General features: G+C 47.4%; 15 protein-coding genes. 4 read left to right on the forward strand and 11 right to left on the reverse strand.

Annotation, left to right across the window (positions count from 1 at the left end; genetic code table 11):
* Window positions 1-130: 130 nt before the first annotated feature.
* The 4 genes from J2T16_RS21770 to J2T16_RS21785 form a co-directional block, all read right to left on the reverse strand.
* Window positions 131-808, reverse strand: a complete 678-nt coding sequence (locus tag J2T16_RS21770; protein WP_499019234.1) for an ABC transporter ATP-binding protein — start codon at window positions 806-808, stop codon at window positions 131-133.
* A complete protein-coding gene (locus tag J2T16_RS21775) occupies window positions 805-2,052 on the reverse strand; it encodes an ABC transporter permease (protein ID WP_336122122.1) in 1,248 nt (415 codons plus the stop codon). Before J2T16_RS21775 ends, J2T16_RS21770 begins: the two co-directional genes overlap by 4 nt.
* 67 nt (window positions 2,053-2,119) lie before the next feature.
* Window positions 2,120-3,508 carry a sensor histidine kinase gene (locus tag J2T16_RS21780; protein ID WP_499019236.1) on the reverse strand — a complete coding sequence of 463 codons (1,389 nt, stop codon included), beginning with the start codon at window positions 3,506-3,508 and terminating at the stop codon, window positions 2,120-2,122.
* Window positions 3,505-4,182, reverse strand: coding sequence for a response regulator transcription factor (locus J2T16_RS21785; RefSeq protein ID WP_336122120.1), 678 nt, complete (start codon window positions 4,180-4,182; stop codon window positions 3,505-3,507). Before J2T16_RS21785 ends, J2T16_RS21780 begins: the two co-directional genes overlap by 4 nt.
* 320 nt (window positions 4,183-4,502) lie before the next feature.
* On the opposite strand from J2T16_RS21785, the gene J2T16_RS21790 reads away from it, so the two are divergent.
* Window positions 4,503-5,486, forward strand: a complete 984-nt coding sequence (locus tag J2T16_RS21790) for a cation diffusion facilitator family transporter (protein WP_221786988.1) — start codon at window positions 4,503-4,505, stop codon at window positions 5,484-5,486.
* Between the two features lie 248 nt (window positions 5,487-5,734).
* Here J2T16_RS21790 and J2T16_RS21795 read toward each other — a convergent pair whose 3' ends face one another.
* From J2T16_RS21795 to J2T16_RS21815, 5 genes are all read right to left on the reverse strand, one after another.
* Entirely contained in the window at window positions 5,735-6,115 is a 381-nt protein-coding gene (locus J2T16_RS21795; RefSeq protein WP_499019238.1) for a VOC family protein, read from the reverse strand.
* 139 nt (window positions 6,116-6,254) lie between these two features.
* On the reverse strand, window positions 6,255-6,647 hold the full coding sequence (locus tag J2T16_RS21800) for a hypothetical protein (RefSeq protein ID WP_499019239.1): 393 nt from the start codon (window positions 6,645-6,647) through the stop codon (window positions 6,255-6,257).
* 31 nt (window positions 6,648-6,678) lie between these two features.
* Complete coding sequence (locus J2T16_RS21805) at window positions 6,679-7,524, reverse strand: hypothetical protein (protein WP_499019240.1); 846 nt, start codon at window positions 7,522-7,524, stop codon at window positions 6,679-6,681.
* Window positions 7,525-8,067: 543 nt separating this feature from the next.
* Entirely contained in the window at window positions 8,068-9,846 is a 1,779-nt protein-coding gene (locus J2T16_RS21810; protein ID WP_499019241.1) for a sensor histidine kinase, read from the reverse strand.
* Window positions 9,843-10,523, reverse strand: a complete 681-nt coding sequence (locus J2T16_RS21815; RefSeq protein WP_336122118.1) for a response regulator transcription factor — start codon at window positions 10,521-10,523, stop codon at window positions 9,843-9,845. The genes J2T16_RS21810 and J2T16_RS21815 overlap by 4 nt, the downstream gene beginning before the upstream one ends.
* Before the next feature lie 103 nt (window positions 10,524-10,626).
* Here J2T16_RS21815 and J2T16_RS21820 point away from each other — a divergent pair, with 103 nt between their 5' ends.
* From J2T16_RS21820 to J2T16_RS21830, 3 genes are read left to right on the forward strand one after another with little or no spacing between them, the layout of a single operon-like run.
* Entirely contained in the window at window positions 10,627-11,676 is a 1,050-nt protein-coding gene (locus J2T16_RS21820; protein WP_336122117.1) for a FecCD family ABC transporter permease, read from the forward strand.
* Window positions 11,673-12,677 (forward strand): FecCD family ABC transporter permease, encoded by a 1,005-nt coding sequence (locus J2T16_RS21825; protein ID WP_499019242.1) that lies wholly within the window; start codon window positions 11,673-11,675, stop codon window positions 12,675-12,677. Before J2T16_RS21820 ends, J2T16_RS21825 begins: the two co-directional genes overlap by 4 nt.
* Before the next feature lie 26 nt (window positions 12,678-12,703).
* Complete coding sequence (locus J2T16_RS21830) at window positions 12,704-13,789, forward strand: ABC transporter substrate-binding protein (protein WP_499019243.1); 1,086 nt, start codon at window positions 12,704-12,706, stop codon at window positions 13,787-13,789.
* Between the two features lie 53 nt (window positions 13,790-13,842).
* Here the strand turns inward: J2T16_RS21830 and J2T16_RS21835 are convergent, their stop codons facing one another.
* Entirely contained in the window at window positions 13,843-14,706 is an 864-nt protein-coding gene (locus tag J2T16_RS21835; RefSeq protein ID WP_336122114.1) for a phosphotransferase, read from the reverse strand.
* 158 nt (window positions 14,707-14,864) lie between these two features.
* Window positions 14,865-15,404 (reverse strand): HAD-IIIA family hydrolase, encoded by a 540-nt coding sequence (locus J2T16_RS21840; protein WP_336122113.1) that lies wholly within the window; start codon window positions 15,402-15,404, stop codon window positions 14,865-14,867.
* Between the last annotated feature and the right edge of the window lie 9 nt (window positions 15,405-15,413).

Below are 15,413 nucleotides of genomic sequence, written 5' to 3' on the forward strand. Positions count from 1 at the left end.
AATTATAGTCGAAAACACAAAAAAAAGGCCACCTCTCCCACAGGAGCTGTGACCCTCTCATCGCACTGAAACTAACCGTTAAGCGTATTTCTCATCAACTTATTTCTTCGAAAAGCAAATTCACAATCCTCTAACGTGCTACTAGCTTTCCCTTTTCCAAAAAAAGAACCCGGCTACAGAGCGGCAAAATCCGCTCATCATGCGTAACCATCACTGCACTCTTGCCCTGCTCCTTCACGAGCCGTGCAATCGTGCCTACAATATCCAGCCCGCGCTCCGCATCGAGGTTAGCCGTCGGTTCATCCGCCAATAGCACAGCCGGATCATTCATCAGCGCCCGCGCAATGGCAACGCGCTGGCGTTCTCCGCCGGACAGCTTGTCAGTATATGCTTTGCGCCGGTGAGACAGTCCCACCGTCTCCAGCAGTTCACCTGCACGGCGCTCGGCTTTACTTTTGTCCATACCTGCAAGCTTCGCTACTACTAATAACTGCTCCTCCACCTTCAGGTAAGGAATCAGATTCGCACTTTGAAATATAAATCCGAGCTGGCGCAGCCGCACATCCGAGATGTCCGTTTTACTTTTGCCCATGATCGAAGAGCCATCCAGTAGTACCTCCCCATCCGTGGGTTCGAGCAACGCACCTGCAATGGACAGAAATGTACTTTTACCAGAACCCGAAGGTCCCATCACCGCGACAAGTTCCCCTTCTGCAACCTGTAGATCAAGCTGATCCAGAATGGTGCGCTGACTGCCACCGTCATCAAATGTCTGTGTAATCCCTTGTAATTCCAGTCGGTTTCTCATGCTGCCGTCCTCCCAATCGCATCAAGCGCATCAATTTTGGTAACCTTCCACACCGAGAACAACGAACCCGCCATCGACATCAGGATGAATAACACACAGGTCAATGCAAGGGTGGATATTCCTAATTGAAAAGGCATAGTTGCTGGAAGAACAGATTCGAACAGCCGCACAAGCAATACGCTAATCACCAGACTACCGATGGACAACAGCAACACCTGTAGCGACACACTTCCTGCGAGATAACCGTTTCGTGTTCCAATCGCTTTTAAAATGCCAAATTGACTGGTTTTCTGAATCGTAATGACGTAGAAAAATACCGCCAGTACAAATGCCGAGATGACGTACAGGAAAGCAATCATCATCAATAATGAGCCCTGTTCCTCCTTATAACCTGGAATAGCGGATACCGCATCCGATTTGGTGATGATCTCTGTCTTTGGTAAGGCGGCACTCAGCTTGCTTACCTGTTCATCCGTACCTTTGACCGCGATTGCATTGTAGACTGGTGTGCTCGGTGAAACAGATGGAGTCGATGTACCCATTACAGCTTCAGCGCTCTTTTCAGTGCCAGTAGCGTCAGTATTCGCTTTAGCAATCGCGCTTGTTCCAGTGCCAGTGCCGGTGTCTACGCGACCTATTGCAGAAGTTGCCTGCACAGTACGTGATCCGGCTTGCAATGTAAGCCATTCCTGCTCATTCATAAACACCACCGGCGCGTGACTGAACGATTCATTTTGCACAAAACCACTCACTGTCCACTCCGTCCCCGAAGCTTGATCCACCAGAACCGTGCCAATCGTGACGCCGGATTTCGCCAGCTTCTGATCGACCACAACCTGTCCCGCGGACTGATCGTTGATCGCTTTGCCTTCGGTAACCGTTGGCGCCAGCCAGCTTCCCGGGTTCACCATGAATAGGGTGACATCGACCTTTTTGGTATCGTCCGCCGGGCTGACGGTCGTCATTCGAACCCCAAGCGGCTCGGCATTATCCTGTCCAACGACAGCACGGGCCTCATCCAGCTCCTGCTGGCCCACCTGTGAACGAGTAAATCGATGATTCGAATCCTGTTCGAGTATAAAATGGGTTGCTGCCATATTTTTAATCGAAGCCGCGTTATCATACGACAGCCCCTGCGCAAGTCCGGTTACAAACAACACCAGAAACAAAACCAGCACCATGATGGTGGCAATCAATGCGTATCGTCCTTTTGCAAACCTCATTTCCCGTATAGCCAAGTACATATGCTCTGACCTCCCTCTTGATAATTCAAGTATAGGAGGTGAAAATGAACGGAAAATGAATAACACATTACATCTGCGGAAGCGTTACGGTAAAGAGCGTGCCTTCAGCTGAACTGGACACCTCAATGGTGCCATGATGGAGACGAATAATTTTCTGCACAATCGCAAGGCCCAGGCCGGTCCCGCCAGATGAACGTTCACGCGCATGATCTGCCCGATAGAATCGGTCAAACAGAAACGGCAGATGTTCGGCTGCAATTCCGTCTCCAGTATCCTGAATATACACGACACACGCTTTATCCAACTGCTCTGCCCGAATCTCAATGCTGCGGCCTTTCGGCAGATGTTGCACCGCATTACCAAGCAAGTTCATCCAAACCTGCATCAGTAACACTTCATTGCCTGTAATCTTTATGGATTCCGGTACAGACATGCGCAGGGATAACTCTTTCTCCTCCAATTGCCATTGCAACACTTGAACCGCCTGACGGAATTGGCTTCTTAGCGCGAAGGTAGCTTGGGTTTGCGTCATATCTTCATGACCCTGTTCCAAGGAAGACAGGAGTAATAATTGTTTACTGAGCAACGAGAGATGCCGGCTTTCTTTTTCAATAATGGATGCGTAATGCGCCCGTTCTTGCTCCGGTAATTCCCGATCCGCTACCAATTGCGCAAATCCCTGAATGGAGGTTAAAGGTGACTGAATCTCATGGGATACGTTGGACACGAACTGTTGCCGGGCCTGGTCCACCCGTTCCAATTCACGGCTCATCGTCATAAAATGCTGGGCGAGTTGCCCGATCTCGTCACGCCTTGCTGTATTTAATTTCAGATTATAATTGCCTTGCGCAATACGTTTTGTCGCTTCGGACAGCCGTTCAATCGGATTGACCAGATAACGCGTACTAAACAGGAAAATCAGGACACTGATACCCACCGTCAATGCCCCAATGAGCGCAAAGAAAATCCGCAGTTCTCCAAATTGCAAAATAACATCGGGACGCATGAACATGGCGTAACGAACCTCGCCCACCTGTAGTGGAACCCCCACCGTATTGCTTAATTGGTTGTCAAAAAATCCGGTAATAAACGGTTGGCTCGGAAACTCGGCCACGCCATGATACACATCGCCGCCTAGAACCAGACGAACAGCCTGCTTGTCCAACTCCTTTTCGCGGAATTCACGGCCGTAAAACTGATCATCGCCTTGACCATCGGTGACATAGATTTCGTATCCTAATGCCGCTGCATTGTGAAGATATCGCTGAACCGTACTCGGCTCAGGCTGCTCTTCGGCAAACTTTTTCATGTCCATGGCGATACCAACCAACTTCTCATCATTAAAGTCTTTGAGTTTAGCGTGATAGTAGATGTTGGAGAAAAAGAATCCGAGCAAACTACTGACGATAATCACCGCCACCGTAATGAGAAGTATGCGAACGTATAACGATCTCAATGCGATTTCACCTCGATTTTGTATCCAATGCCCCGCACCGTCTGAATCACAAAATCATCGGTATAATCCGCAAAGCGGTCACGCAACCGCTTGATATGTACGTCGACCGTTCGGTCGTCCCCTTCATAATCCGCCCCCCAGACAAGACGAATCAATTCATCACGCGAGAACAGGCGCCCCGGAAACTGCGCAAGCTGAGACAGTAGTTCAAACTCTTTCATCGGTAAAAAAAGAATCGACTGTCCATCGCTTACTTCCACATTGTTGCGGTCAATCACGATCCGGTTCATGCGAATGATATCGCTGGAAGTTCGGTGATATCGGCGAAACAACGCTTTGACCCTGTACACCAGTTCCTCAGGTTCAAACGGCTTGGTCACATACTCATCCGTGCCCCGTAAATATCCTTCTTTCTTGTCTGCCAGCTGATCCCTTGCGGTCAGCAATATAATAGGAATGTCGTAATGCTGACGTATGTAATCACACAGTTCAAGTCCGTCCATGCCTGGCATCATCACATCCAGGATCGCAAGATCGATGGGTGTCTCCTGTATCATTTTGACTGCCTCCACACCATCCTGTGCTTCATGTACCCGGTATCCCTCCTTCGTCATTACATGGCGCAACAGCGCACGAATATTCGCATCATCGTCTGCTAGCAGCAGATGTTTCATCTCGTAGTCCGCCCTTCTATAGTGATCCTGCCCCGATGGTAGCACAAAAACGAATCCATTAGCCAGTACTGTTAAGTGGTGCAGTTGACAGTACATCTGTCTGTGTGGATGCATGTTTATATTTTCGCAAATCTGGTTGACACTACTATGAGGCCGAATTATAATAAGTTTACAAAATATGAGTAATTGCTCATATGTTCATATAAACAGGAGTGAACCGTATTACAAAAATGATCAGCAACACATCCACAAGTAACACGTAACGCTATATGATCACGCAACATACATAACAGAGGATCGTTCCAAAGGAGAGGATTACAATGTCAGGACAACAACATGGGCACAATCATACCCACGATCATGGACACAATCACGCGCACGGCACGAATAATAAAAAAGTACTGCTCTTTTCCTTCATTATCATTACCTTCTACATGATCGTAGAAGCCTTCGGGGGATTCATTACGAACAGTCTTGCACTCATCTCCGATGCGGGTCATATGCTCTCCGACTCCATTGCACTCGGGATTGCTCTGCTGGCATTTACATATGGAGCCAAAGCCGTCAATACGGGAAAAACCTACGGTTACAGACGCTTTGAAATTCTGGCAGCCACCCTTAACGGTATTACGTTAATTGCCATTGCGCTTTACATTTTCTACGAAGCAATTGGCCGCTTTATCCACCCGCCTGAAGTGGCAACCATGGGTATGCTGATTATCAGTACGATCGGATTGCTCGTGAACATTCTCGTTGCCTGGATTATGATGCGTGGCAGCGATACCGAGGGCAACCTGAACATGCGCGGGGCTTATCTGCACGTAATCAGTGACATGTTGGGGTCTATCGGCGCGATTGCTGCTGCTCTGCTGATGATGTTCTTCGGCTGGGGCTGGGCAGATCCGCTCGCAAGTGTCATTGTTGCGGTGCTGGTATTACGCAGTGGATATTATGTCACCAAATCCTCGCTACACATTCTCATGGAAGGCACACCCGCAAACGTCGATGTGAACGATTTGGTTCAGACGATTCAACAGGTGGATGGCGTCAAAGGTGTACACGATGTTCACGTCTGGTCGATCACCAGCAACCTGAACGCACTGACCGCCCATATCGTAGTGGATGGAACGATGGATGTATATGCGTCAGAGTTGCTTGTACAGAAGATCGAACATCTGCTGGAACACAAAGAGATCAAACACGTCACGTTGCAGGTTGAGTCTGAAAAGCATCTTCACGACACTTCCGTCCTCTGCACCGTCAAAGGTGACGCACCTGATGCACATGCGCATCACCATCATTGATTTTAGTGCAGGCTGACCGACACTTGTGGCGATTCGATGAGACAAAACAGTACGATTCCCGTTAAGGGATCGCCCTGTTTTTTGCTGTTATAACTTTAGCATCAGCGCTACGTTGGCACAGTATGCATAGCGTTGGCATTAGTGTTCACTTTGGCGCTAGCACTGGAACAATCATTAGCATCGGCATCGGCATCGGCATCGGCATTGGAACTAAAGCTTGCTCTGTGCCGTTCGGTTAATGCTACCGTTTATACTGCAATAAATTCCAGAAACTCCAGCCGATTCCCAAAGGGATCATTTAAATAGAAACGCCTTACTCCCTCATCTGCTCTTGCTTCATCATCTACAACTTGGATACCGTGCTTGTGCAGGTGTTCGCGTAACTGCTCCAGCTTCTGTACATGAAAGGCCGGATGGGCTTTGGAAGCGGGTACAAAATCATGTTGCACACCGATATGAACCTGATGCTCCCCGCATTGAAACCACACACCGCCGCGTTTTTGCAGCAGTGCAGGCTTTGGAATTTCTGTCCATCCCAGAATTTGATTAAAAAAATCTCTAGCTTCTTTCTCGCAGCCTTCAGGAGCAGCCAGCTGAACATGATCAATGCCGTTGAAATGAAAGTTCATGTTATTCCTCCCCCTACCGAGTTTCATTTAGTGAAACTAAGTTTCGTTTTATACTTCCATTTTATAGATATAATTACAATAAGTCCAGAGTGTTTTTCGGCGAACTACATCGTTATGTATGCAAGCCCGTTGTTACCGCCTAAATATCTATTTCATCCCAATTCAGAATTACATATCCTAATTGACACAGCAGAATAACAATATAACTGATATTAATGATCATACTTCTCTTCAAATTTCTACTCTGCTTCTCATGTTCTTCTGAGTCAATTGCTCCGCGTCCCGCCCTCCATCCTATCCTCTGTTTCTGTTTCCGCAACATCACAAATTCCAGCACCCCGAAGGCTCCCCAGACCAATGTAAATAGTAACGACATGGCATTGACCACCGACAGTAACATGAGTGAACCCATATCCCAACCTTGTTCTATCCCCCATTTAAAAATCAAATTCACCATGATTGTCAAAGCAATCAGTCCAAAACCAATATAGCTTAAATAAGGTGTAACCCCCGTTTCACGCATGTCTCGCATTTCTCTTTCTCTCCTTAAGTTTCAATTTAATTCACCTGTAGTACATCAGCTTTTGCGCTTCCATCGTCAGCCCGAATGAAATGAGCCGATCTTTCATCGCTCGATATACATCAGGATCATCGAACCCTTGTGCCTGACTGTCCCGGATTAAACTAAACAGACCCACCTGATCTGCGCTCGATATATAGGATTTTAACTGCTGCTCCTGATCGTGTGGGATCTCTTTCTCATGCCAAGGATGAGGCACTGCTTTCTTAGGATCACTCACTAAATCTTTCCCTAACGCAACACCAAGTCCATCAAGTGTATCGATAATGACTTGCCCGCGTCTGATCTGCTGTGCTTCCTGAATGTAAGAGTATCCGTCCGGGATCGGCTGAAGATCAAATCGCTGCATAGCCAAATCTCGAACCTTATTTTTTTCAAGGTCCCAACGTTTCCCGTCAAAGTACTCACTTTGACTCACTTCCTCCGTCTGTTCTTTCACAAAGTTCAGGTACTGTTGTTTCGATTCAAATTCATTGAGTAGGAGATCCTCATGACCTGAAAAACTAAGCGCAAAAAAATCCCGGATATTGCTGGCCACAATCCTCGCATAATGTCCAAAAGCCATCGGGTCTACACAAATTATAGGCGCTAAATTCAAATCAGAAACATGTCCAAAATCCGTCAAAAATGAATAATGAATGCCACCCATGCCTGTATTGGCAAATACGATCGCATCCGCAGGAGAACTCAAATAACCCCCATGATCATCAGGATCGAATTGTAGAAAATAACCCGTCGGTGTCTCCAGATAAGATACTTCATGCTTGATTTCCTGCTCCCAATCCATCATATCTTGCAACAATTCAGGAATCTTATAAGTGCTCGTCATTACACTTCCTCCTCCGTAATACATCATGTACAATTTAGGTTGTTGAATGAGACGATGCTATTGAATACTTACTCAACTTAAACGCTAACGATCACCAGAAGCCTTATATGGCCTGTTTCGCAGTTTTTTATATTCTAACGATCACCAGTGACGTTATTTATCCAATTTTGCGCCAATACGGCATATTTTTCAAGTTTTTGGATGAAATAAGCTTCCTGGAGATCGTTAGAATTCTGGCACCCTCATTTCAGGGGAAATAAGCTTCGTGGGGATCGTTAGAATTCTGACACTCTCATTTCAGAGCTGGAGTACTACTTGAATCGTAGCGATACCCATAGGCGTGCATATAGATTCTTTTATTGAATACTGAAAAATGACAAGAGCCCCGGCTGTAAGCCAGAGCCCTCTCATTATACTCATCGAATTATATTCATCGAAACATTTCTACGATCCCTTTTATCCCACCAGCAATCCAGCCTCCGAAATCCGATCATTGACCGGTGCTTTCAGGGCTTTCAAGGCTTTCAAGGCTTTCAAAAAAAATCACTCATCTCCCGACGACCTTTGCAACGTAAAATAAAATCTGACCCCCTTCGGCGTATTTGCTACACCATAGGACTGCTGATGCAGTTGTACAATCTCCTTCACGATAGATAACCCCAGCCCGGTTCCACCGGCCTGACGACTGCGCGCATCTTCCTCGCGGTAGAATCGATCCCATATTCGTGTCAGCTCATGCTCTGCAATGGAAGGCCCTTCATTTTCTACAACAATACACACTTGTTCATGCTCACGATCATGCTGGATATCTATCCGTATGCTACTTCCTTCATCCCCGTTGCGAATCGCATTACTCACATAATTCAGCAGAACCTGCTGCATCTTCTCTGCATCGGCCCAGACATGTACATCGCGGTCACCCTGCACCTCGAACTTCATCTGCTTTGCCTTGGCGAGTTGTCTCATCTTCTCCACACATTCAGCTACAAGTTGATCCGCCGTAAACGATTCCATACGTAGCTTCACCGCGCCAGCCTCCAGCCTAGTCAACTCCAGCATATCGAGCACCAGCTTTTCCATCCGATCGGCTTCTCGCAAAATGGTACGAATATAACGCTCTCGTTTATTTTCGGCGATCTGATCCAGAAGTCCTTCCGCATATCCCTTCACCACACTGATGGGTGTCTTTAATTCATGCGAAGCATCCGACACAAAACGTTTCTGCAACTGCTCCATCCGGCTTTTATATTCCATCTCCAGCACCAGTTTCTCGTTCGTGAGTTGAAGCTCCTTCAGCGTACGATCCAGATTGGAAGAAAGACTGACGAGACTTTCGGACAGACTACCCAGCTCATCCTTACTCCGAATTGGGGCCATGACCGTGAAATCCAGATTTGCCATGCGGGCCGCATCACGATTCAATTGTAATAACGGACGTGAAACGATTTTGGAGAAGAAAAATGACAGAACCACCATCAGCAGTAGCCCTCCGGCAATACTGAAAAAGGCATAATACACCTCCAGCGCGCCAAATGCCTCCCCAAGCTGCGTCAAGGGCGTTAGAGCAAACAGATACTCCACGACCTTACCATCACGAACAATCGGTTGCACAAACACCAGATTATGTACACCGCTCACAGGTTCCTTCCATTCGGTATGAAATGCTTCTCCCCGATCCAACTGCTCCCGCTCTGCTTCCGGCAAAGGAAACCACACGCGCAGCGCGGCCGCCATAATACCTTCCCGGTTATTCCACTGACCCGGCGCAGGCAACAATACCGAGTTTACGGTGCCACTAATCTCAATGACGCCTTCCCGATCGGCGTTGTGAGGAAGCACCCCAACCGCCGGTGACCCTTCTCTACGAATGACATAAGGCGAGAACAGCGCGTTTCCCTGCTCCATGTAATAAGCACCTTGCACCGTCACGCGATCACCAGGCTGCAAGCCATACGAAGTCAGAGCCGAGATGTCTGGAAAAAAGGAAACGGCCACAGGTAGCGATTGTCCCTTATCCGTGTTCAGTTGAATTCGAAACGGGTTATCGTAGCGAACCTCACCCTCTTTACTTAGAACCGCCATTTGCACATGATTTTGTGTTATGAAACTGCCCATCACCATGGGTGTTTTCTCCTCAGGCCATTTATGCCGGGCATAGTCCATAGCAAAGGATGCTAGCTTTTTACCCAAATCACTGGCTCGCTCATGCTGATAGAATCGTTCAAAGAACCAGAAATGTCCTGCCACAACCGTTGCAAAGAAGACGATATAAAATACAAGATTGGCAGCAAAAAGCTTAAATACGATCCCTCTCGTTTTCACGATTCAACCTCAAACTTGTATCCGATGCGAAACACCGTACGAATATATCCGGCATCTTCACCTAATTTTTTACGCAGATTTTTGATATGAGTATCCACCACGCGAGGGTCGCCAAAATAGTCCACACCCCACACTTGATTTAACAAATGTTCACGCGTCAAAGGGAAATTTCGATGCCTGAGCAGGTGCAGCAACACATCATATTCCTTATAGGACAGCTCAACGGGTTGCCCCCCTGACTCCACTAAGCGTTTTCTCTCATACACCTTTATATTGCCAAAAGAAATGATCGGATCTTCCTGTCCCACTGTATTGTCCACACGCTTCATTAATGTCTCCGCGCGGGCAACCAGCACACGCGGGCTGAACGGTTTCGTCACATAATCGTCGGCACCTAGCTCAAAGCCCAGCAGCTTATTCTCTTCTTCCGATTTTGCGGTAAGGATAATGATGGGCACGGTAGACTGAGATCGAATCTGCCGGCACACATTCCAGCCACTCACTTTGGGAATCATCAGATCTACAATCACCAAGTCTGGCGGACAGGAATTGAACAGTTCAAGTGCTTCTTCCCCGTTAGCTGCTTCAATGACTTGCCAAGCGGATTGCGTGAAGTAATCCGTGACCAGCTCACGAATGGATTCTTCATCTTCTATTAATAAAACGGAACGTCTCACAATTTTCCTCCTAAACACACATGAATCACACAACTGTTATGTATTATATCAACAATGATAATCATTTTCATTAAAAACGAAAAGGGGATGAACGTAATCCGGCATGTTTCTTTCATTTCATAATTCATCTCGTGCTTCTGCCGTACGAAAACATCTAGGCCTGTCGAAGCCCATCTGGATCGGCCTGACATTACTTATCCTGCTTGTTGCAGGCGCATATCTGGCCATGATCTTTCATCTGCAACCCAGTCGCAAGGAACCGATCCTGTTCAACTGGTTCGCCTGGACGGACAACGAATCCCTGATTCGCTCGGTAACCACGATTAGACTGCCCCGAATTCTCGCTGCGGTACTTGTTGGTGCCGGACTCGGTATTGCGGGATGTCTGCTTCAGTCTTTAACATCGAATGATCTGGCAGACCCGGAGGTTATGGGCATTAATCAGGGGGCCAATATGATGATTGCTGCACTGATGGTGCTGATGCAATTCCAAACATTCCGTTTTTTCACCGTAACAGCTTCCATGTTGGGAACAGCACTCAGCGGCATCCTCATTTATGTGCTCAGTGTACGGAGCCGCTTCAGTTCAAGCAGTGTAGTGCTCACGGGACTGGTGAACAGTCTGTTTTTCAGTTCAATGACCACCACGCTGATCATATTCCATGATACCGACCTGTATCAGCTGCTACGCTGGATGGCTGGCGATCTGTCGGGCATGTCCTGGGAAGATGTCATGTTCTCGCTATTCACGCTTGCTCCCGTCAGTATCCTTTGTTGCTTGTTTGCGTCCCAGTTAAATGTATTGTCTATGGGTGAGGATACAGCTATATCTGTTGGACAACGGTTAACCATGGTACGGAGCGGAATCATGGTAGCCATCATTGTGCTCGTTGGCGCAGCAACGGCGGTATGCGGACCCATCGGGTTCATTGGCTTAATGGCAGTACATATTATTCGGACGTTAACAGGTATCGATTATCGGGTGATTGTACCACTCGCTGCGCTGACAGGCAGTGTGCTTCTCGTGTATGCCGATCTGATCGGACTCCTGCTTTTCTATCCGCTGGAAGCACCGGTTGGACTTATTACTGCGTTTATTGGAGCACCATTCTTCATCGTGCTCATGCGTATGCGCGGGAGGAAACGTTCATGACACGTTTAAAGAATCCGTCCTCCCGATCCAACTGGAGCTTTGCTGCACTGATGACCGCAGTCTTATTCTTGATAGCGCTAGTATTCATCCTGTCGCTTCGTTTCGGGGCAACCCCCGTGACGTTCCATGAAATCATCGCCCAGTTTCAAACGCAATCCGGCACGATCTATGAGCTTCGGTTGCCTCGTGTTCTCTGCGCCATGCTTGTAGGCATTGCTGCATCTGTCGCAGGTGCCATCCTGCAAACTGTCCTGCGTAATCCTCTGGCTTCACCTGATGTCATCGGGGCTACAGCAGGTGGCGGGCTGGTGACCGTAGTCATTATTTTACTTGCGCCGTTAACACCCGCAATCTGGCTGCCTTTCTATTCGATGGCAGGTTCGGCAGCGGCAAGTCTAATCATTTTCTTGCTCGCTTATCACCGCCAGGGCACATCCATGATCCGTCTCGCTCTTGTGGGTATAGCCGTTAGTTCTGCATTACAGGCCATCATCAAAATGCTTATCGTTAAATATGCCATGAGTTCCAGTCAGGCACTGGTCTGGCTTAAAGGCAGCTTATATGCACGCAGCTTGCAACATGTGGAGATGTTATGGCCGTGGACCGCAGCAGGATTGTTAGCCGCCATGTTGCTTGTAAGGTACTTAAATGTCTTGAAGCTTGATGAAGCCGTGCTGGTGTCCTTAGGCACCCGGGTTCGCATGGTGCGGACGATGTTGTTGATTGTGGCTCTGGCTTTATCGGCAAGCTCAGCCAGCATATCAGGTAATCTCAGCTTTGTTGGACTTATTATTCCGCATCTGTCCCACAAGCTGGTTGGAGAGAACTTCATGCGTTCCCTGCCATTTACCGCGGCGCTCGGCGCGCTGCTTGTCATGCTGGGCGATATGATTGGCCGCATTCTGATCCCTCCAATGGAGATTCCCGTTGGCATCATTACATCGTTAATCGGCGCGCCCTATTTTGTATACCTGATCATCAAGCAAGGACAGAAAAAATAATTTTCAATATGGAGGGTTCATTCCCAATGAAACGAACATCACTATTTATGGTAATTATATTAACTCTTGTGCTGGTTCTCACCGCTTGTGGCGGAGGAACGGCTGGCAACACCGCTGGTGTTACATCGGACAAGGAGTCAGCGGCTTCTGCTAATGGCACGAGTAAAACGGATAGTGGTAATGCGTCCACTTCCTCCACTGCAACATCATCTTCAGACCAAGGTTCAAATGAAGCCAATACAACAACGGCTCCTTCAATTACCTCTAATTCAGACGGTTCATTTGTTGTAAAGAACGCCTGGGGAGAAACCAAACTCCCTGCCTCGCCCAAAAAAATCGTTACCCTGCATTTCTCCTTCACGGATGAGCTCGTCTCCCTTGGTGTAATGCCAGCCGGGATTGCAGGCTCTTATAAAGCGGAAGTGCTTGGTTACCTGAAAGATCAGGTGAAGGACTATACTTTTGTTGGAAATCACCAGCAGCCTAATCTGGAAGTCATCTCTTCCCTCAAGCCCGATCTGATTATCGCCAATGCCGATGTGCACGGAGCCATACGTGAGGATCTGGAGAAAATTGCACCGACCATCGCGCTCTATACCAATGGTTACGGAGACATGGAGCAAAACTTCGCTATGCTGGGAACCTTGCTTGGCAAAGAAAAAGAACATGATCAGGTCATGAATGAACTGAACCAAAACATCGAAAAGACTCACGCGCAAATCCAGGGCACACCTAAAGTTATCGTCGTGAAAGCACTGGAGAAAAACTTCTACATCTGGATGAAAACCTCATATATCGCAACTCTGCTGGAGAAAATCGGCGCGGAATACAGCTTCGATGAGAACAAGTCCAGTCAGCAACAGACGCCAGGCAAGATTGACGTAGCCGATGTAGATCTGGAAACCCTTGTACAGGAAAACCCGGACTATCTGGTCATCTATGGGGCGAAGGCTGACCTGGATAAATGGATGAATAACAGCACCTTCCAATCGATTAAAGCGGTGAAAGATAAACATGTGCTCGTTGTTAATGATGAAATATGGGCACTGGGTAAGGGGCCTCTGTCGGGTGAAGAAATTCTAAAAGAGGCTATTCCATTCTTCACAAAATAATATGGTTTTCCTTAATGCAAAAGTAAAGCCAACCTTCCAAGCGAAGGTTGGCTTTATGTTATATACCGTTTCCACAAATTCCACGCTTCGAGATACTCTGGCAAGTCCTGCGGATGATGTTTGTTACTTAGCCCGATCCGGCAGTATAGATGAACCAGTGCTTCTTCCATCAATCTGAACTTATCCATAGTCACCTGCTCAAGATGACCGAATACATCCCATAACAATATCGGGTCGAGGTCATCGGGGGAGGAACAAAAAGCATAGAGAAAATCATAGAGAACCGGGCCGACCATCGGAGATGGGTCAATGACCCCAATCAGTTCCTTTTGCTCAAACACAATATTATGAACACCCGCATCCCCGTGCAAAAGAAATCTCTCCGACTCATCCTCATGAAACAGACGATTAACTGTAGATTGAACCAGATTGTAGTCTTCCGCTGTAAGCACATCACCAAGATTCTCTCTCGCCTCATCAATACTAATCTGATTGAATCCCCTCCATGTCTCGCGTGGATACCCCATTCTTCCCCATAGCCTTGTATCCGGCAAACGTACATATGTATTCAACAGCTCGTTCACCAGCCGGGTTAACCATTCTTTCTTCGCTCCCCGATGGTTATGAGTCACACCTTCCATAAAGCTGTATGCAAAATAAGTGTTGTCCGAACTCGTAAAAAGAACCTTTGGCAACAGCATCACTTCACTGTATGTATTCAGAAACTGACATGTAACACGAATGTCCTCAGGATCATCCCATTTCAAAATGTACCGTTCGCCCGAGCTCGCAAGTAGCCTGAACACCCGCCCCGCCGTCGTTCCCGACAGCTGCTTTACTTCCACGATGTGTTCGTGAATGCTATGCTTTTGCAAGAGCTCGTTGATCTCCTTGGTGCTTGGGTTGCTGTTCGTCATATCCTTCTCCTTTTCCTTTTTCCTTTCTCCTGTGTTTTATCTCATTTTCGCAAGCCACTTCTCGTTTAATCCTCAAATGGATTATCTGCACTGGTTACTTCCTGTATAATGACAATCGGATCAGAGATCAAACCAAGCTCCCCTTATACACTGAACATTTACTCATTCAAATTGCCAATAATCCAATGCACTGCCTCCAAAATATCTGCTGCAATATAATCCGGCCCCGTCTGAGCCCACTTATCTCTGAACTTCGTTAATGAGGATTCGCCCCAGCCTGTTCTCACCATGATCTTAGTCGCGCCTACAGCGTGTGCAGCAAGCATGTCTGTCTCGCCTACGTCTCCGATAACGATGCACTTGGTCAAATCCAAATTGTACTGCTCCGCGGCCTGAAGTAACATGCCGGGTTTAGGCTTTCGGCAGCCGCATTCTTCTTCATGTGAGCAAATGTAGGCCTGATCGAATCCGTATTCCTGAAACTGCTGTTCAAACTCCTGAACCGTTGCTTGTCCGCGTGAAATTCGGTGTTGATTGGTGAGTGCAAAAACCTTCATTCCGTTTTGCTTTAAGAGCGTAATCGCTTCCTGTGCATTCGGATATAACTCAAAGTCTCTCGGATGAATAAAATGTCCTGTACCTCCGATTGTGCCATCTCTGTCGATAAAGATAGCCTGAACGTTTTGAATTGAAGTCATAAGGTTTGT

Source organism: Paenibacillus intestini, assembly GCF_030803945.1.
Classification (GTDB): Bacteria; Bacillota; Bacilli; order Paenibacillales; family Paenibacillaceae; genus Paenibacillus; species Paenibacillus polysaccharolyticus.

Bases quoted from the DNA above. Each gene is read 5' to 3' on its own strand.
- J2T16_RS21770 (WP_499019234.1), bottom strand. From the start codon at position 808: ATGAGAAACCGACTGGAATTACAAGGGATTACACAGACATTTGATGAC.
- J2T16_RS21775 (WP_336122122.1), bottom strand. From the start codon at position 2,052: ATGTACTTGGCTATACGGGAAATGAGGTTTGCAAAAGGACGATACGCA.
- J2T16_RS21785 (WP_336122120.1), bottom strand. From the start codon at position 4,182: ATGAAACATCTGCTGCTAGCAGACGATGATGCGAATATTCGTGCGCTG.
- J2T16_RS21790 (WP_221786988.1), top strand. From the start codon at position 4,503: ATGTCAGGACAACAACATGGGCACAATCATACCCACGATCATGGACAC.
- J2T16_RS21795 (WP_499019238.1), bottom strand. From the start codon at position 6,115: ATGAACTTTCATTTCAACGGCATTGATCATGTTCAGCTGGCTGCTCCT.
- J2T16_RS21800 (WP_499019239.1), bottom strand. From the start codon at position 6,647: ATGCGAGACATGCGTGAAACGGGGGTTACACCTTATTTAAGCTATATT.
- J2T16_RS21805 (WP_499019240.1), bottom strand. From the start codon at position 7,524: ATGACGAGCACTTATAAGATTCCTGAATTGTTGCAAGATATGATGGAT.
- J2T16_RS21820 (WP_336122117.1), top strand. From the start codon at position 10,627: ATGTTTCTTTCATTTCATAATTCATCTCGTGCTTCTGCCGTACGAAAA.
- J2T16_RS21825 (WP_499019242.1), top strand. From the start codon at position 11,673: ATGACACGTTTAAAGAATCCGTCCTCCCGATCCAACTGGAGCTTTGCT.
- J2T16_RS21830 (WP_499019243.1), top strand. From the start codon at position 12,704: ATGAAACGAACATCACTATTTATGGTAATTATATTAACTCTTGTGCTG.
- J2T16_RS21835 (WP_336122114.1), bottom strand. From the start codon at position 14,706: ATGACGAACAGCAACCCAAGCACCAAGGAGATCAACGAGCTCTTGCAA.
- J2T16_RS21840 (WP_336122113.1), bottom strand. From the start codon at position 15,404: ATGACTTCAATTCAAAACGTTCAGGCTATCTTTATCGACAGAGATGGC.